Source organism: Halococcoides cellulosivorans, assembly GCF_003058365.1.
GTDB classification, from domain to species: Archaea; Halobacteriota; Halobacteria; order Halobacteriales; family Haloarculaceae; genus Halococcoides; species Halococcoides cellulosivorans.
Map to the genome: position 1 here is coordinate 489,493 of NZ_CP028858.1, position 16,580 is coordinate 506,072.

Genomic DNA, 16,580 nt, shown 5'->3' on the forward strand with positions numbered 1-16,580 from the left:
AACGTCTTTGGGCGTGCCCGCCGATCCCTCCCTATGACCACCGTGACGGCCGGCGACCTCCCGATCGGGCCCGGCCACCCGCCCCGGATCGTCGGCGTGTTGAACGTGAGCGAACGCTCACCCTACGATCCCAGCGTCCACACCGATCCCGCGAGCGCGGCCGATCACGCCGCCGATCTCGCCGCGGCCGGTGCCGACGTGATCGATATCGGCCTCGAATCCGCGAATCGGCGGTACGAGACGCTCTCGGCCGCCGAAGAGTGTGAGCGCCTAGAGGTCGCGCTGGGCGTCGTCGACCGTGTCGACGCCGACGTCGCCTTCTCGATCGAGACCCGCTACGCCGAGGTCGCCGCTGCCGCCCTCGACGGGGGGTTCGACATGGTGAACGATATCTGTGGGTTTGCCGACCCGGAGATGGCCCCCGTCTGCAGAGAGCGCGACGCGCCCGTCGTGACGATGGCCGGCCCGGACGACCTCGACCGCCCTGGCGTCGTCGAGGCCATCGACTGGGCGAGCGAGCGCTCGCCCGCGTGGGCCGAGCAGGCAGATCACGTCGATCGGACCGTCGCCGCGCTCGAACGCGACCCGCTGACCGAGCAGACGATCGTCGATCCCGCCTTCGGGCGCTGGTCGGACGCCCAGACGCTCGATCAGGACCGCGCGCTGCTCGCCCGCCTCGGCGAACTCCGCGCGCTCGATCGCCCCATTCTGGTCTCGTTGCACCGCAAATCGTTCCTCCGGGAGTTGTGTGACCGCTCGACCGAGGACGCACTCCCCGTGAGTCTGGCGGCGACCGCACTCGCGGTCGCCCGCGGTGCGGACATGATCCGAACCCACGACGTGCAGGCGACCGCCGACGCCGCGACCGTCGGCGCGGCGTTTGCGGCCGCGCCGGCCCAGGCCCCCGGCCGCGACGTTCGCGAGCGTCTCGTCCGGTCAGTCGACGCGGCCGAACGCGAGTGTCGCCGCGTCGGGGCCGACCCCGTGAGTGCACCCGAAATGGTCGCCCGGACGATCGAACTCGACGTGGACGCGTCGGCACGCGAGCGCCTCGCCGCGGCCGCCCCGTCGGCGGGCGTGACCGTCGCCGCTGGCTCCGACGGGACACTCCTCAGCGGGTCGCCCGCGGCGTTCCAGCGTCTGGCCGATCGGGTCGACGCGCCTGCGGGCCTCGCGAGCGACCTCGCGTGGATCGCTGACACGCTCGCGACACCGACCGACCGCCCGGAGTCGGTCGTCTCGATCGAGTGATGGAGTTCGACACCTGGGCCCCCGTCTACGAGGCGATCCGGGCCGACTTCGGGTTCGACCGTGACGCCGACCGGGCCGCTCGTGACCGTCTCGGCGCGCTGGCCGACGGGGCCGACCCCCGGGCCGCGCTGCCCACTCTCGACGCGGTGGTCGCTATCGTCGGGCCAGCGGGCGATCCGGTCGCGGAGTGTCGCGCTCTGGACCCCGATCACGTCGTCGCCGTCTCCACGGCGACGAGCGCGCTCCGCGAGGCCGACGTTCCGATCGATCTGGTCGTGACCGACCTCGACGGGACGCCCCACGCGGTGCTCGCGGCCGCGACCGACGGCGTTCCGGTCGCCGTTCACGCCCACGGCGACAACCGCGCGGCGATCGACCGCTGGGTCCCCCAGTTCCCGATCGACCGACTGGTTCCGACCACGCAGGTCCGCCCGCGCCCCCCGGTCGTGAATCTCGGTGGGTTCACCGACGGCGATCGCGCCGCGTTCGCCGCCGATCACTGCGGGGCCGAACGCCTTCGATTTCCGGGGTGGGACCTCGACCACCCGGTCGACGCCGCCACGGACTCGGTGAAGGCGCGCAAACTCGACTGGGCGGCCCGCCTGCTCGCCTGGCTCGAACGGCGTCGTGGCGAGCAGTTTTCCGTTCTCGACGGGCGACGCGAGGCGCTCGATCTGCCCGATTCGATCGCCTGACTCCGAGGATCGATCGCTGCTTTGCGCTCGCGGTCTGATCAGTTACTCGCTCGACTCGCGAGGCTCCCCGTCGGTATCGACCCGAACGGTGAGATAGCGCGCGAACTGGAGGATGGCCGCCGCGAGCAGGCCGAACCCCAGCGGGTACGCCAACCCGTACAGGGCGGCCTGAACGGTGTCGACCGAGACGGCGGTCCCGCCGGTCGTCGTCGAGGTGACGAGCAGACTCCCGAACGTCGAGACGGTGGCGTAGCCAGCGGCGACCGAGAGCGCCGCGAACAGCGCGTCTTCGGGCGCGCCGTCGCGCCGCCCCGATCGGAGCGTCGCGACACCGCCCGCGCACAGGCTGACGACCATCGGAATCGCGCTGTAGGCGGCGAACTTCGCCGTCGAGATGCTCGCCTGATCGAGCGCCATGATCGAGACGCTCTCACCGACGGCGGGGACGTGGTGGGCGCTGTAGGTCAGAAAGCCGACGTAGGTCAACAGCGGCCCGGCGCCGAGATCGATCGCGTCGGCGGTGAGCACGACCAGGAGGAGTGTCAGGACGTACGTCGCGATCATCGCGCCCGCCCCGATCGCCACCGATTCCCCGACGTCGAACGTTCGGGCCCGCTCGCGGAGGGCCTCGACCGACCCCGATCGCGGGTCCCGTTCGGAGGTTGCCATGGGGACACCAACCACGAACGCGCGCAAAAGCGTTCTGGCGGGTGCGATCGCAACGGTTTCGGCCTCACCGATCGAACCCGCGGCGATGAGCGAGCTCGCGGTCGTCGTCGCGAAGCCCCGTGCCGAGTCGGTCATCGAGGCGTGCCGCGAGGCGGGCGTCTACGACGCGGATCGAGCGGTCCGCGAACACGGCCCCGACGCCGTTGCGATTCCAGTCACCGAGGTTCCGGACGTTCCCCATCGCGAGGTCGTCCAGCAGGCCGGGCCGGCCCGCGAGCGCACGCTCGACGACCGGTTGCGGGCGCGGGGCTGGACCGACGACGAGATCGAGCGCGCGCCCGGGTCGTGGGCCGTCCTCGGGTCGGTCATCCTCGTCGAGATGGGCGACGCTCCTCGTCCCGCAGAATGCGGCGCAGCACTCCTGGATCTGCACCACGAGGCCGACACCGTCGTCGATCGCGATTCGATCGACGGGCCACATCGCGAACCGTCGGTCGAGGTGATCGCGGGCACGGGTGACACCGCTGTCGTCCACCGCGAACACGGGATCGCGTACGCGTTCGACGTTCGCGATGTCATGTTCTCGCCGGGGAACAAAGCCGAACGGGCGCGCATGGGCGAAGTGGTCGAACCGGGCGAGGAAGTACTCGACATGTTCGCCGGCATCGGCTACTTTTCGCTGCCGATGGCCGCCGGCGGCGCGGGCGTCACCGCCGTCGAGCGCAATCCCGACGCCTTCCGCTACCTCCTGGAGAACACCCGGTTGAACGACCTCGACGACCGGATCGCGCCCTATCGCGCGGACTGTCGCGATGTCGCGCCGCGTGTGGCCGCCGACCGTGTGGTGATGGGCCACTACGACGCCCACGAGTACCTCGACGTGGCGCTCGACGCGCTCGTGCCCGGTGGCGTCGTCCACTACCACGAGACGACACCCGTCGCAGTCGGCCTCACGCGCCCGATCGAGCGTCTCGAATCGGCCGCCGCACGAGACCGGACGATCGAGGTGCTCGATCACCACCGGGTGAAATCGTACAGCGAAGGCGTCGATCACCTCGTCGTCGACGCCCGGATCGACTGAGTTCGGGGCCACGCCACGACCGATGCGATCGACTGCGTCGATCTGTCACGGCTCTCCGAGATCTACCTGTTCCGCGACGGTCACGATCCACTCCCGGAAGTACTTAATTTTATATATAGTCATATTGTAGCTGAACAATACTATGGTGGGCCGACCGAGCGGTGATCGGAGACAGTCACGACGTCGATTTCTCGGGACTGCGGCGGGGGTGATCGGGGCCACGACGGGCCTCGCGGTCGGAGCGGCCAGCGCGGCACTGCCACCCTTCGAACTCCAGGTTCGCGAACAGGATCCGACGAGCGTCACCATCGCGTGGGGCGACGAGGATTACGACTCGGGGGCCGAATCACTCGTCGAGGTGACCTGGGGCGAGACCACCTACGAGCAGACGACGACGGGGACGTCGATCACGCTCGATCGACTGCCGATCGCGCCCGAAACGGAGTACAGCGTCCGGGTCTGCAAGGGCATGGCCGTCTGGTCGCTCCCGAAGACGGTCACGACCGGCGAAGCCTCGACACTCGCCCCGGCGTCGGTCGACGTCGATACGCGCACTCGGACGAGTCTGACGCTGTCCTGGCCGGCGGTCGAGGCGGCGACGGGCTACGGGGTCGCGCTCGCGCCGATCCGCGAGGGGGTCGTTCGCCCCGCCGTCGTCCGGCGCGAATGCGCGGACACCACGACCACGCTGTCGGAGCTGACGCCGGGCCGGTCGTATCTCGCCCACGTCTGGTCGGAGTCTGCGGGTGGACCGGGCGGGACGGCGGCGGCCGTCGTCCAGACCGCGGGCGACGCACGCGCGCCCCGGGCCCCGACGGTCTGGGTGACCGATCGGACGCCGGACTCGATCACGCTGGCCTGGCCGCCCGCGTTCGACCCCGGCACGGCCGGCGTCGATCGATATCGGGTCGAGTGGCAGCCACTGTATCCACCACCTGGAACGCTCGTCCAGCCACGACGCGAGACCGTCCCGGCCGACCAGCGATCGGTCACGATCGGTGTCCGACCGCGTGACGCCGCCGACATGGACCAGGGCCGAGCGTACAGCGTCAGCGTGTCCGCTATCGACGCCAACGGTAACGTCTCCGAATCCACCACCCAGCAGGTGTACGCCGCGCGGGACCGTCCCGGCGACGTCTCGTGCGCGCTCGGGCGGGCACCACCGCCCGACATCCAGGCGATCGCCATCCGAGAGGGCCCCGACGGTGGGGTCGTCCACGTCCGCGGTCGCGCGGCGATCCCCGCCGCCCGAGACCTGTTCGTCGACGCGATGTCGATCGAGACCGGTCCGGTCGGCGCCACCCTCGACACGCGGCCCGCCTCACACGATCTGCCCGCCGCCGAGGGCTACTGGCTGTCCGCGCAGTTCGGGTCGGTCCCGGACGCGATCGAGGTCACCGCGCCCAACGGGGACGACGCCACGGCGTCGGTCAGTGTCGAACCGGAGGTGGAGACGGGCGTCCCCGTCCGCGTGGAGCCGTCGGCCGACTTCGTCCTCGCCGGAGAGCCGATACGCGCGACCGTTCGAGCCGTCGGCCTCCCGGCCAGCCCCGTCGAACTGACCGGGACGGTCGATCTGTCGGGTTCGGGGGCCGCCCGGATCGAGGCCGTCGAGAGCGGCGCGGACGCCGACGAACTGGAGGTCAGCATCGAGGCCGACGGCCAGCGCGCCTCGGTCGAACTCACGGTCGCGGACGCCCCAAACCCCGCCGACCTGCTCGCGATCGATCTCACGGGGAGCGATCCCGGGTCCGTCACCGTCGACTGCAGCGTGTCGACGCTCACCCGGACCGACGACGGGACGGCGATCGGCCCGGACAGCCAACCGGCGGTCACCCGGCCCGCGACGGTTCGCGTCGCCCCGGTGACCACACTGACTGGCGATGCCCGCCCACAGGACCTCGACGGCGACGGCCGCTTCGAGGATATCACCGGCAACGGCCGCGTGGACTTCCCGGACGTCAATGCGCTGTTCGGCGGGTCCGATCGACCGCTGGTCTCCGAACAGACCCACGCGTTCGATTTCAACGACGACGGGTCGGTCGGGATCCAGGACGTCCTGGCACTGTTCGAGTCAGTCTGAGACACCGATCGCGGACCGCGCATCTGGGCTGGCGGCCCCGAACGTTGCCGGTGACGCCGTGAAACATCGCACTGCCCGACGATCGCCGCTCGGACTCCGCTTATCGTTCGATAGTGACGTGTGACTCGGTGACGGCCGTCACGCGCCCGTCGATCGAGGCGTGATGCGGGAGGCCGATATCGCCACCGGGGTCGGCGATTCGGTCACCGACCTGGACCTCGTCGCCGGGCCTGACGATCGGGTCGCCCCGATTGACCAGCCCTTCGTAAGCGGTGTTCGAGAGCAGCGGCACTCGCACTTCGTCGGGATCGATCCCCGCTGGATCGCGTTCGAGTTGGCGGGCGCGCCACTCGCGTGGCCCGAGCACGTTGATCCGACCCTGGCCGATGGTGTGTTCGTCGGCGAGTCCGCGATCCAGCACGAGGAGGGCGTTGGTGCGTTTGGTGACGCCGAACGCGTCGGGATCGCTGATCTCGAAACTCCAGCCCGGACCGCCGTCTGCGAGCAGTTCGGTCGAGCCGATGCCGCTGGGCCGACCCGCTGCGCCGAGGAGGTCACGCACGGGGGTCCCGACGGGCACGCGCAGAAAGCGGTGGCGTGGCGTGTCGCCGTCGACGTGGACGTACTTGTGGGTGACCGGCCGGCCCTCCGCGAGCGCACGCCCGACGTTCACCATCGTCTCGGTGTTCTGGACGATCCAGCCGTGATCCATCGGGAGGTCCCGCCCGATGACCGTCCCGCTGATCTCCCGGAGGAGGACACTCTCCATGCCGAACTCGTAGCGGTCGGGCGTCGTCGCGATCACGACGCCTTCGGGGTCGTCCAAGGGCAGGTCCTCGGGCGCGTGGACGGGTGCGCCCGTGGCCTTGCGGAGTGGATCGATCCACTCGTCGCCGTATTTGGCTTTCGTCCCGATCACGATCGTATCGAGTGGGTCAAGGAGTGCCTCGAACAGCGCGGCGAGACGGTCGGCGTGTTCGACGCCGAGCCAGCGATCCTTGATGAAGTCGGGTTCGCTCTCCTGGTGGTTGACCAGCAAGGCCTCGACCTCGTCGAGACGCTCCCACTTCGCGTAGGACGGAAAGCCTGCACCGCCGGCCCCGGCGATGCCGGCGTTTCGGATGCGGTCGACGACGTTCGCGAGATCGAATCGATCGGGCATGCGGCCCCGTCGCCCGCTCGGGACAAGAAAGTCGGGGCCGTCGACGCTCTCGCGGGCCGGCGGGTGGCGACCCGCGCGCTTTTGAGCGGGCGGACCCGAATCCCGCCGATGACCGACGCGGCCTGGGAGGAGTATTTCGGCTTCGACGAGCCGTATCAGAGCCAGGCCGACGCCGTCGAGACCGCCATCGCGACCGCTCGCGACGGCGGGTATCTTGCGCTCGAAGGCCCCTGCGGGACGGGCAAGACGATGGCCGCGCTGACCGCCGCGGCGACACTCGTCCGAGAGGACCGTTTCGAGCGCGTCCTCGCGGTCACCCCCGTCAAACAGCAGTTAGCGCAGTTCGTCGACGACCTCCGGACGCTGAATCGCGGGCTGGAGGAGCCACTCGCGGGTGTCTCCCTCGTGGGAAAAAGAGATCTCTGCCCGCTCGCGCTGGGTGAGATCTTTCCACCGAAGACCGGTGTGCAATCGCGGTGTGAGGAGCTTCGCGAGCAGACTGCCGACCTGGTCGAGGGCGACGGGCAACGCGACCCCGCCGGGGAGGTGGCACTCGGCGGCGACGTCGACGACGCGTGGTGGGATCCCGGGCGAGGCCGTGACCTGGCCGCCCACGCCCGGCCGGATTCGGGCGGCCAGCAGGCTCTCGGTGGGCGGTCGTTCAGGGTCGCCGGCGTCGACGCTCCCTACCGGCCCGAACAGCCACGCGCGCCCGAGGCGATGGCCGACAGCGATGACCCGCCGCTCTACTGTGCGTTCGAGGCCGACTGGTACGCCCGGAATCGTGGCTCGCCCGTCGGCTTCGACGCCGGAGAGGGCCACGTCGTCGCGCCCGAGGACTACTTGCCCGCCGCGACCGAGGCGGGGATCTGCCCGCATCGGGCGATGACGGTCGCGATCGATCACGCCGACGTGATCGTCGGCAACTACAACCACCTGTTCGGTGGGGGCGGACGCGCGCTGCTCGAAGCGATCCTCGACGACCGCACGTTCGTGATCGTCGACGAGGCCCATCGCCTCGAAGAACGCGTCCGGGACCTGCTCTCCGATCGGGTCGGCCGCCAGACGCTCGTGCAGGCGCGCAACGACTGCCACCGGATCGTCACGTACGCCAAGAGCGATCCCGAGCAGAAACGCGCCGTACGGCGGCACTGTGACCCCTACGACGTACCCCTCGACGCGATCGAACGTGCGCGGGACTTTTACGACGATCTGATCGGGTGGATCGACGACCGCGCCAATGCCCACCTGGATCGCGAAGTCGACGGGTGGCCCGAGGATCCACCCGAGGAGTCGATCGAGATTCCCCTGCGCGACCCCGAGACGGCCGAGCGCGACGATATTACCGGGCGAGCGGCCGCCGAGGGCTACGATGGATCGGACTGGCGCACCCTCGACACCGTCGGCGCGGCCGTCGAGGACACCCTGCGCGAACTCTCACTTGCTCGCTCGCCGGTCGTCGCCGCGGTCGGGACGATCTGTCGGCGGTATTACGAACGCGACCAGATCGACGTGCTCCGCGAGATCGAACTGGAGTACAGCCCCCGCAGCGACGACCGCGTCGAGGGGTATCGCGCTCACTACACCGCCGGGCTGGTCGCCTACGAAACGTTGCCTGCCGAATCGCTGGCCCGAACGTTCGACGAACTCGGTGGGGGCATCCTGATGAGCGCGACGCTGTCGCCACTCGACGTGTTCGCCGAGGTCGCGGGGCTGGACGCCCTCGATCGTCCAATCGCGACGCGATCCTATCCGCTGCGCTTTCCCGAGGCCAATCGCGCGTCGTGGATCGTCGACGCGCCCGCCTACACCGCCCACAATCGCGGCGACCCGGTCGCCGACGAGGCTGCCTGGTCGAGCACACGCGACGCCTACGCCCAGATCCTCCGGGCGGTGGGCCGGAGTCCGGGCAACGCGCTGATCGCGATGCCGAACTACCGGGAGGCGCGGTGGGCCGGCGAGTACCTTCAGGGCGTCCTCGACCGCGCAGTCCTGATCGATCAGTCTTCCTCGGCCCGGGCGACCGACGAGCTGAAATCGGAGTTTTTCAGCGGGCCGGGGAAAGTGATGGTCACGAGCACGCGCGGGACGCTCACCGAGGGCGTCGATTACGACGGGTCGAAACTCGCGACCGCGGCGGTCGTCGGGATCCCGCTGCCGAACGTCGGCTCACCGCGCGTCCGGGCGGTCAAACACGCCTACGGCGAGCGCTTCGGGGCGGATCGGGCCTTCGAGTACGCGCTGACGGTGCCCGCGGTCCGGCGTGCGCGCCAGGCCATCGGCCGGGTGATTCGGGGGCCCGAGGAGGTCGGCGTGCGCATTCTGGCCGGGCGGCGCTACGTCGAGGGCGCACGGCACTCCGTGCACGCGTATCTCTCGCCCGGGGAGCGCGAGGAGTTCGTCCGGATGACGCCCGACTTTCTCGCGGATCAGATCGCGGGGTTCTGGGACGGGCGGTGACACGGTGACAACACGCTCTCGATAGCGGTTCGAGATGTCCTTTCGACGGATCGGCGCGGAATCTGCTACGTGTCGTCGCAGCCCCAGGTATCGTGGTCGCTCGTCGCGTCCGTCGGTTCCGTCCGGTCGTATCCATCGAACTTGGCGAACGTGCCACCCGGCTGCGTGACGACCTCGACCCGGATGCGGTCGTCAGATTCCAGGTGCCACCGGAGTCGATCGCCTGCCTCGATGTCGAGTTCGCGCCGAACGCGGGTCGGGATGACCGTCCGGGTGCCCTGGACAGTGCTTACGGCGTCGACATCGTCGCCGCTCATATCGGCGCAACGCGATCGAGGACGAAAAGCGTCGCGACGACACGTCCACAATCGGTTCGGAGACCACAGTCCCCGTCCGCCGAACCGTTTTCACCCCACCGGACGACCCCCGCGTATGGCGAGCGTCAGCGACACCTACATCGAGAATCGCGAGCGCATCCAGCCCGACGACGTGAACAACTACGGGACTGCCCACGGGGGCAACATCGTCAAGTGGATGGACGAGATCGGCGCGATGTCCGCGATGCGCCACGCCGAGACGACCTGCGTGACCGCGCGGATCAACGAACTCCACTTCGAGCGCCCGGTCCCCGAGGGTGAGATCTGTGTGATCGAGTCGTACGTCTTCCGTGCCGGCCGGTCGAGTATCGACGTGCGCCTGCGGGCCTATCGCGAGGAACCGCGGACGGCCGAGCGCGAGCAGACCACCGACTCGTATTTCGTCTTCGTCGCCGTCGACGAGGAGATGCAACCCACCGCAGTCCCGGAGTTGACCGTCGAGAGCGATCGGTGTGAGCGTCTGCAACGCGACGCGCTCGACGGCCTGGAGTGACTGGTCCGCCGACGATCGCCAGCGCCGCTGGTCACACGCGCCGTGCTCCGACACCACTTTGCCGCGGGGCCGGTACGGGCCGGTATGGACCCGAAACGCGAACTCACGAGCGTCGACTGCCGGGCGCTCGTCGCCGAACTCCGGGCGATCCGGGGCGCGGCCCTCGAAAAAGCCTATCTCTACCCCGAGCGCGATCTCCTCCGCCTGAAATGTCGCGAGTACGACCACGGGCGGATCGAACTCCTCTGTGAACTCGACGACCCCAAGCGCGTCCACCTCGCGGATCCCGATCGGGTGCCCGACGCGCCCGAACGGCCGCCCGACTTCGCGATGATGCTCCGGAACCGACTCAAGGGCGCGGAACTCGCCGCCGTCGAGCAGTTCGCGTTCGATCGCGTCATCGAACTGCGCTTCGAGCGATCGGACGACGCGACGACGATCGTCGCGGAACTGTTCGGTGACGGCAACCTCGCCGTGCTCGACAGCGAGGGCGTCGTCATCGACTGTCTGCGAACGGTCCGCCTGCGGTCGCGAACGGTCGCGCCGGGTGAGCCCTACGAGACGCCCGAAGCGCCGTTCGAGCCGTTCGAGGCCACCCCGGACGCGATCCGCGAGCAGTTTCACCAATCCGATTCGGACGTCGTCCGGACGCTCGCGACCCAACTCGAATTCGGTGGGCTCTACGGCGAGGAACTCTGCTCGCGAGCGGGCGTCCCCTACAACCTCGACGTGAGCGAAGTCACCGACGACCAACTCGACGCCATCGTCGACGCGATCGACGCGCTGGGTGACCAGCTCGAATCCGGCGATCTCGACCCCCAGATCTATCGCGAGGACGACTCGCCCGTCGACGCGACGCCCGTCGCACTCCAGGAGTACGAGGACCTCGACGCGGAGTCCGTCGACTCGTTCAACGACGCACTCGATCGGTACTTCCACGAGCGCGCGCAGGTCCAGAGCGCCACGAGCGAGAGCGCGGTCGATTCTGGACCGGACTTCGACCAGGAGATCGAGACCAAACAGCGGATCATCGACCAGCAGGAGGGCGCGATCGAGGAGTTCGACCGCGAGGCCGCACAGTTGCGCGAGCAGGCCGAAGCGCTCTATGCCCACTACGATCTCGTCGCGGAGGTCCTCGAGACGATCCGCGAGGCCCGCGAGGCCGATACGGCGTGGACGGATATCGAGGCGACACTCGACGAAGCCGCCGAGCGCGGGATTCCGGCGGGCGAAGCCGTCGAGGGCATCGATCCCGAGTCCGGCACGGTCGATCTGACGATCGACGGCGATCGAGTCACGCTCGATCCGCGAAACGGCGTCGAGAAGAACGCCGATCGCATCTATCGCGATGCGAAGTCCGTCGAGGGCAAAAAAGAGGGTGCGAAACAGGCGCTCGAACAGACCCGCTCGGAACTGGAAGCGATCCGCGAGCGCCAGGCCCGCGCCGCAGAAGCGGACTCCGGCGCGGACGCGGACGACGAGGAGTCCGCAGACGACATCCCGACCGACTGGCTCGCGCGTGACTCGATCCCGATCCGCAGCGAGGAGGACTGGTACGAGCAGTTCCGCTGGTTCCGGACTTCGGACGGCCTGCTCGTCATCGGTGGGCGCAACGCCGAGGACAACGAACAGATCGTCAAGAAGTACCTCGGGCCCGGCGATCGGTTCTTCCACACCCAGGCCGAGGGCGGGCCCGTGACGGTGCTGAAGGCGACGGGGCCCAGCGAGTCGGTGCCCGACGATCTGACGATTCCCGACCGGTCGCGCGAGGAGGCCGCGCAGTTCGCGGTCTCCTATTCCTCGGTCTGGAAAGACGGGCGGTACGCCGCGGACGTCTACGAGGTCGGGCCCGACCAGGTCTCGAAGACGCCCGAGAGCGGGGAGTACCTCGAGACCGGCGGGTTCGCGATCCGCGGCGATCGCACCTATCACGAGGACACCCCCGTCGGTGTCGCCGTCGGGATCGCCTGCGAGCCAGAGACCCGCGTGATCGGTGGGCCGCCGGCGGCCATCGAGAGGCAGGCGGCGACGGCGATCGAACTCGAACCCGGAAGATACGCCCAGAACGACATCGCGAAACGCCTCTACAGGGAGTTCAAAGACCGATTCACCGACGAATCCTTCGTGCGAAAGATCGCGAGTCCCGACCTGATTCAGGAGTTCTGTCCGCCCGGTGGGAGTCGGATGGTCGAGGAGTAGCGGGTCCCGGTCGCCGGGAGGTCGGGCTCAATCGTCCTGGATCGGTGTCTCGCCGCGTTCGTACCCGGGAGCGCACTCGCTGTCTCTCCCGGTCGGTGTTTCGGGAGTGGACACCGGCCCAGGCTTCGGAGTCCCGACGAGCACCCCCAGGAGAAAGTAGTACAGAAACGGCGTGAGGACGACGAGCGCCAGTATCCAGGGGTTCTCCGGCAGGTTGCCGTTCACCGTGATGCTCATGTAAGTCACGAAGCAGGCGATCGCACCGGAGTGTTGGATCGAGGGGAGCGCTTCGAGTTCTGTCGTGGCACGATCGGGAGCGAAAACGATCGGCACGTGATGGTCGGTCCCGAGGTCCGCCCCGAGTACGAACACGTATCCCAGGGGAACGAGGGTGAGCGTGGCCTGTACCGTCCGATTCGACGGGAGGAGATCGAACAGCGCGACGCTCGTTGCGACCAGCACACAGCATGCCACGCCGTAGCGATGGACGCGCGGTATCGCATCGGGGTCCCACGACCAGCGCTCTGATGCGAGGATGGCGGCGTCGGCAGTCAGCGCGAGCACGATCGCGAAGACGAATCGGGTGCCATCCCCGAACTGGACCTGCCCGGTGAGGAGGACGAACCCGACGACCACGAACAGCGCCACCGGCAGTCGCTCCCGCTCGTCCATGTCGATCGGTCAGGACGCGATCGGTCATATGGATTGTCATCGCTGGCGACGTTTCGGGCTCGTCGGGACCCCACCGCAGACCGACAGACACGTGCCCACGCCGCCCGACCCGCCGGTATGCGCGTCGATTCGCGCCAGCCAGTCGAGGGCGGTCGCGAGCGCTGGACGCTCGTCCCCGAGTCCCTCGACGATCTCTGGCACCTATCCTTTGTCCTCGAACCCGAGGATCTCGTCGCGGGCGACACCACCCGGCGGATCCAGCGCAACGAGGAGAACCTCCGGGACACCGGCGGCGAACGCGAACACCTCTGGCTCGAACTCGCGGTCGAGTCGACCGAGTTCGCGAAGTTCGCCGACCGCCTCCGCGTCGGCGGCGAGATCGTGGACTGCTCCCGGGAGGACCAGCTCGGGATGCACCACACGATCAACGTCGAGGTCCACGACGAACTCGAAATCGAGAAGACGTGGAAGCCCGACCAGCGCGATCGCATTTCGGATGCCGTCGCGGCGACCGACGCGCCGAGCGTCGCGATCGCGACCGTCGAGGAGGGCCAGGCCTATCTGCACACTGTCGCCCAGTACGGCACCGAAGAGCGCGCTTCGATCAGCGGGCCCACAGGGAAAGGCGAGTACGCCCGCGATCGCGAGGAGTTGTTCGAGGACCTCTATGCCGTCCTCCAGCGGACCGACGCCGACGCCCTCGTGCTCGCGGGCCCGGGCTTTACCAAACAGGACGCACTCGACTACATCGCGGATCGAGACGCCGATCTCGCGGGGTCGATCCGCACGGTCGATACGAGCGCGGTCGGCGATCGCGGCGTCCACGAAGTGCTCAAACGCGGCGTCGTCGACGAGATTCAAGACGAGACCCGCATCGCCGCGGAGGCCGCGTCGATCGACGAGGTCATGGAGCGCATCGGCGCGGACGGCGCGGTCGCGTACGGGCCCGAGTCGGTCGAAACGGCCGCCGAATACGGCGCGATCGAGGAGTTACTCGTCCTCGATCGGCGCCTCCAGCGCGCCCGCCGCGGCGAGGCCTGGGAGGCGATCGACGCCGAGGCGATCATCGAACGGACCGAACAGCAGGGCGGCGACGTGACGGTCTTCTCCGCGGAGTTCGACCCCGGTCAGCAACTCGCGAACCTCGGCGGGATCGCCGCACTCCTGCGCTATCGGATCGACGAGACCTAATTTTCGACCGTGGCCACGTACTCGGTGAGTCGATCGACGGCGGTCTCGATCCGCGGGGTGAGCATCGAGAAGCGCAACCACTCAGACCGGGCGTCACCGAACGCCGCGCCGGGCATCGCGGCGACGCCGCCCGACTCGATCATCTCGAAGACGGCGTCGAAACTTCCGCCGACGCCGGGCAGGCGCGCGAACACGTAGAACCCGCCGTCGGGCTGGTAGTACTCCGCACCGATCGCGTCGAGCCCGGCGGTAAAGGTCGCGATCCGATCCTGGACCCGACGGCGATTCGTAGCGTACCAGTCTGGCCGGGTGGTTTCGAGCGCCCGCGCGACGGCGCGCTGGCCCGGCCGCGTCGTCGCGACGTTCGTGAGCAAATGCCGGGATTCGATGTCGTCGATCAGATCGGCGGGCGCGACGAGATACCCCACCCGGAGGCCCGGGACGGCGAGCGTCTTCGAGAAGGAGTTCGTCACGACCGCGGGCGCGTCCGCGTCGAGTGCGCTCTGGTGGCGACCAGCAAAGACGAAGTGGTCGTACACCTCGTCGCTGATCAGGATCGCGTCGAAGTGGGCCGCGATCGCCGCCAGTTCGTCGATCGCGTCGGCCGAGAGCGTCTGCCCCGTCGGATTGTTCGGTGTCGTGATCACGACCGCGGCGGTGTCGGTGCTCGCGGCTGCGCGGACGGCGTCGGGATCGAGTCGCCCCTCGTCGTCGACCGGGACGAGTCGTGCCCGGTTGCCGAGGAGACTCGCCCGACCGGCGTAGTAGGGATAGACGGGGTCGGCGGCGACGATCTCTGACCCCCGCTCGGCGAGTGCGGTCGCCATCGCGACGTGATTGGCCGCGCCGGCGCCGTTGGTCACGAGCACGCGCTCCGGGTCGACACCCCGTCGATCGGCGATCGCCCGCCGCAGACGGTCGAGACCGGCCGCTGGCGGGTACTCGTAGGCGTTCGGATCGGCGGCGGCCATCGATCGAAGCCCGTCGCGCACCCCCTCGGGTGGCCCCCAGTCGGGACTGCCCCGGGCGCAATCGACCACGTCGCGGTCGGCGCTCCTGGCGGCGGCCATCACCCGATAGAACTGCGGGCGTCGATACTCCATCTCACTCGGAGGCTTCGATCGGCCCCGATTCGTACAGTCGCGCACCGCAGTTTCGACAGACGAGTGCGGCGACGTCGTACGTTCCACAACACGACTCGACGGTCTTCGAATCGAAGGTGACGGCCTCGTCACACGCCGGGCAGACGTCGAGGAACAACCGGACGCCAGAGACGATCTCGCCGCGCCGCCGTGTCTCGAACTCCTCCCACCCGTCGACCCAGTCGAGCAGGACCGCCGCGATCGCCACGTCAGCGAGGATTGCGGCCTCGCTGGGGTAGGCTCCGATGTTCCGCTCTTTGAAATACAGTGTGACGGCATCGCCGTCGCGTTCGAACCTGATCAGATCGGGATCGACGCCGAGCCACGGCCGTGCCCGGTCGAGTGCGTCGTCGAGGTCGTCGATCGCGTCGAGTTCTCCCCGGACGGCCGCGTCGGCGCGATCGGTGAGTTCGAAGTCCGTGCCGTCGGGCGTCTCCTGGAGCACCCCCTGGTCGAGCAGGACTTCTTCGACGCTCTCGACCTCCTCGTTGGATGCGTCGCTCGCCATCTCACTCGTCCAGCGGCGGCGATTCGTACAGCCGATCGCCACAGTTGTTACACGAGATCGCAGCGGTCTGATAGTGGCCACAGCAGGACTCGACCTCTTCGGTCTTGAACGTCACCTCTTCGCCACAGGCCGGACAGATCTCCAGGAAGACTCTGATCCCGCTGAGGATCTCGCCTTTCTCGGTGATCTCGAAGCTATCCCACTCGTCGATGTACTCCTCGACGATCGCCGCCGCCGAGACGTCGGCGTACAGCGCGGCCTCCGAGGGGTAGACCCCCGCGGGGATGCCGTCGACGAGCACGCGAAAGGCGTGTGGGAACTGGTCGAACTTCACCTCGGCGTCCGGGTCGGCCTGCTCTTTGAGCAGGTCGAGCAACCGCTCGCGGGCGACCTCACGATCGTTGACGGCGTCGAGTTCGGCGCGCATCTGCTCGTCGAACGCGTCCGTGAAGATCAGGTCCGTGCCGTCGTCGTTCAGTTCGAGAATACCGTTCTCGATCAACAGCGACTCCAGGTCCAGTTCGTCGGTTTCCGTGGCTGACTCCTCTGACATGGGTAGTGTGTGGGTGCCGCCTGGCCGACCCCCGATTCGACCGG

Annotated in this window: 15 protein-coding genes; 8 read left to right on the forward strand and 7 right to left on the reverse strand. The window is 68.7% G+C overall.

Annotation, left to right across the window (positions count from 1 at the left end):
• Positions 1–33: 33 nt before the first annotated feature.
• Together folP and HARCEL1_RS02365 are read left to right on the forward strand one after the other, a co-directional pair.
• Positions 34–1,251 carry a dihydropteroate synthase gene (gene folP / locus HARCEL1_RS02360; protein ID WP_108381003.1) on the forward strand — a complete coding sequence of 406 codons (1,218 nt, stop codon included), beginning with the start codon at positions 34–36 and terminating at the stop codon, positions 1,249–1,251.
• Positions 1,251–1,946: a 6-hydroxymethylpterin diphosphokinase MptE-like protein gene (locus HARCEL1_RS02365; RefSeq protein ID WP_108381004.1), complete on the forward strand. Its 696-nt coding sequence runs from the start codon at positions 1,251–1,253 to the stop codon at positions 1,944–1,946. Before folP ends, HARCEL1_RS02365 begins: the two co-directional genes overlap by 1 nt.
• 42 nt (positions 1,947–1,988) lie before the next feature.
• Here HARCEL1_RS02365 and HARCEL1_RS02370 read toward each other — a convergent pair whose 3' ends face one another.
• Positions 1,989–2,615, reverse strand: a complete 627-nt coding sequence (locus tag HARCEL1_RS02370; protein WP_159076982.1) for a hypothetical protein — start codon at positions 2,613–2,615, stop codon at positions 1,989–1,991.
• A gap of 85 nt (positions 2,616–2,700) precedes the next feature.
• Between HARCEL1_RS02370 and HARCEL1_RS02375 the strand changes: the two genes are divergently transcribed.
• Positions 2,701–3,696 carry a class I SAM-dependent methyltransferase gene (locus HARCEL1_RS02375; protein WP_108381006.1) on the forward strand — a complete coding sequence of 332 codons (996 nt, stop codon included), beginning with the start codon at positions 2,701–2,703 and terminating at the stop codon, positions 3,694–3,696.
• 208 nt (positions 3,697–3,904) lie between these two features.
• Positions 3,905–5,779, forward strand: coding sequence for a fibronectin type III domain-containing protein (locus HARCEL1_RS02380; RefSeq protein WP_159076983.1), 1,875 nt, complete (start codon positions 3,905–3,907; stop codon positions 5,777–5,779).
• A gap of 100 nt (positions 5,780–5,879) precedes the next feature.
• Here the strand turns inward: HARCEL1_RS02380 and HARCEL1_RS02385 are convergent, their stop codons facing one another.
• Positions 5,880–6,941, reverse strand: a complete 1,062-nt coding sequence (locus tag HARCEL1_RS02385; protein WP_108381008.1) for an NADH dehydrogenase subunit — start codon at positions 6,939–6,941, stop codon at positions 5,880–5,882.
• A gap of 108 nt (positions 6,942–7,049) precedes the next feature.
• Here HARCEL1_RS02385 and HARCEL1_RS02390 point away from each other — a divergent pair, with 108 nt between their 5' ends.
• Positions 7,050–9,401, forward strand: coding sequence for an ATP-dependent DNA helicase (locus HARCEL1_RS02390; protein ID WP_108381009.1), 2,352 nt, complete (start codon positions 7,050–7,052; stop codon positions 9,399–9,401).
• Between the two features lie 65 nt (positions 9,402–9,466).
• On the opposite strand, the gene HARCEL1_RS02395 is transcribed toward HARCEL1_RS02390, so the two are convergent.
• Entirely contained in the window at positions 9,467–9,718 is a 252-nt protein-coding gene (locus tag HARCEL1_RS02395) for an AbrB/MazE/SpoVT family DNA-binding domain-containing protein (protein WP_108381010.1), read from the reverse strand.
• Positions 9,719–9,833: 115 nt separating this feature from the next.
• Here HARCEL1_RS02395 and HARCEL1_RS02400 point away from each other — a divergent pair, with 115 nt between their 5' ends.
• On the forward strand, positions 9,834–10,271 hold the full coding sequence (locus HARCEL1_RS02400; protein ID WP_108381011.1) for an acyl-CoA thioesterase: 438 nt from the start codon (positions 9,834–9,836) through the stop codon (positions 10,269–10,271).
• 84 nt (positions 10,272–10,355) lie between these two features.
• On the forward strand, positions 10,356–12,470 hold the full coding sequence (gene rqcH, locus HARCEL1_RS02405; protein WP_108381012.1) for a ribosome rescue protein RqcH: 2,115 nt from the start codon (positions 10,356–10,358) through the stop codon (positions 12,468–12,470).
• Between the two features lie 27 nt (positions 12,471–12,497).
• Here rqcH and HARCEL1_RS02410 read toward each other — a convergent pair whose 3' ends face one another.
• Positions 12,498–13,142, reverse strand: coding sequence for a hypothetical protein (locus HARCEL1_RS02410; RefSeq protein WP_108381013.1), 645 nt, complete (start codon positions 13,140–13,142; stop codon positions 12,498–12,500).
• A gap of 117 nt (positions 13,143–13,259) precedes the next feature.
• On the opposite strand from HARCEL1_RS02410, the gene HARCEL1_RS02415 reads away from it, so the two are divergent.
• A complete protein-coding gene (locus HARCEL1_RS02415) occupies positions 13,260–14,333 on the forward strand; it encodes an mRNA surveillance protein pelota (RefSeq protein ID WP_108381014.1) in 1,074 nt (357 codons plus the stop codon).
• Here the strand turns inward: HARCEL1_RS02415 and HARCEL1_RS02420 are convergent.
• From HARCEL1_RS02420 to HARCEL1_RS02430, 3 genes are read right to left on the reverse strand one after another with little or no spacing between them, the layout of a single operon-like run.
• On the reverse strand, positions 14,330–15,436 hold the full coding sequence (locus tag HARCEL1_RS02420) for a pyridoxal phosphate-dependent aminotransferase (protein WP_108381015.1): 1,107 nt from the start codon (positions 15,434–15,436) through the stop codon (positions 14,330–14,332). The genes HARCEL1_RS02415 and HARCEL1_RS02420 overlap by 4 nt on opposite strands.
• A 1-nt stretch (position 15,437) precedes the next feature.
• Entirely contained in the window at positions 15,438–15,983 is a 546-nt protein-coding gene (locus tag HARCEL1_RS02425) for a hypothetical protein (protein ID WP_159076984.1), read from the reverse strand.
• 1 nt (position 15,984) lies between these two features.
• Positions 15,985–16,536 carry a hypothetical protein gene (locus tag HARCEL1_RS02430; protein WP_108381017.1) on the reverse strand — a complete coding sequence of 184 codons (552 nt, stop codon included), beginning with the start codon at positions 16,534–16,536 and terminating at the stop codon, positions 15,985–15,987.
• Positions 16,537–16,580: the final 44 nt, after the last annotated feature.

What these genes read in the sequence shown, in the direction of transcription:
- HARCEL1_RS02400 (WP_108381011.1), top strand. Translation starts at nt 9,834, where the DNA reads ATGGCGAGCGTCAGCGACACCTACATCGAGAATCGCGAGCGCATCCAG.
- HARCEL1_RS02420 (WP_108381015.1), bottom strand. Translation starts at nt 15,436, where the DNA reads ATGGAGTATCGACGCCCGCAGTTCTATCGGGTGATGGCCGCCGCCAGG.
- HARCEL1_RS02385 (WP_108381008.1), bottom strand. Translation starts at nt 6,941, where the DNA reads ATGCCCGATCGATTCGATCTCGCGAACGTCGTCGACCGCATCCGAAAC.
- HARCEL1_RS02365 (WP_108381004.1), top strand. Translation starts at nt 1,251, where the DNA reads ATGGAGTTCGACACCTGGGCCCCCGTCTACGAGGCGATCCGGGCCGAC.
- HARCEL1_RS02370 (WP_159076982.1), bottom strand. Translation starts at nt 2,615, where the DNA reads ATGGCAACCTCCGAACGGGACCCGCGATCGGGGTCGGTCGAGGCCCTC.
- HARCEL1_RS02425 (WP_159076984.1), bottom strand. Translation starts at nt 15,983, where the DNA reads ATGGCGAGCGACGCATCCAACGAGGAGGTCGAGAGCGTCGAAGAAGTC.
- folP (WP_108381003.1), top strand. Translation starts at nt 34, where the DNA reads ATGACCACCGTGACGGCCGGCGACCTCCCGATCGGGCCCGGCCACCCG.
- HARCEL1_RS02390 (WP_108381009.1), top strand. Translation starts at nt 7,050, where the DNA reads ATGACCGACGCGGCCTGGGAGGAGTATTTCGGCTTCGACGAGCCGTAT.
- HARCEL1_RS02395 (WP_108381010.1), bottom strand. Translation starts at nt 9,718, where the DNA reads ATGAGCGGCGACGATGTCGACGCCGTAAGCACTGTCCAGGGCACCCGG.
- HARCEL1_RS02415 (WP_108381014.1), top strand. Translation starts at nt 13,260, where the DNA reads ATGCGCGTCGATTCGCGCCAGCCAGTCGAGGGCGGTCGCGAGCGCTGG.
- HARCEL1_RS02410 (WP_108381013.1), bottom strand. Translation starts at nt 13,142, where the DNA reads ATGGACGAGCGGGAGCGACTGCCGGTGGCGCTGTTCGTGGTCGTCGGG.
- rqcH (WP_108381012.1), top strand. Translation starts at nt 10,356, where the DNA reads ATGGACCCGAAACGCGAACTCACGAGCGTCGACTGCCGGGCGCTCGTC.
- HARCEL1_RS02430 (WP_108381017.1), bottom strand. Translation starts at nt 16,536, where the DNA reads ATGTCAGAGGAGTCAGCCACGGAAACCGACGAACTGGACCTGGAGTCG.
- HARCEL1_RS02375 (WP_108381006.1), top strand. Translation starts at nt 2,701, where the DNA reads ATGAGCGAGCTCGCGGTCGTCGTCGCGAAGCCCCGTGCCGAGTCGGTC.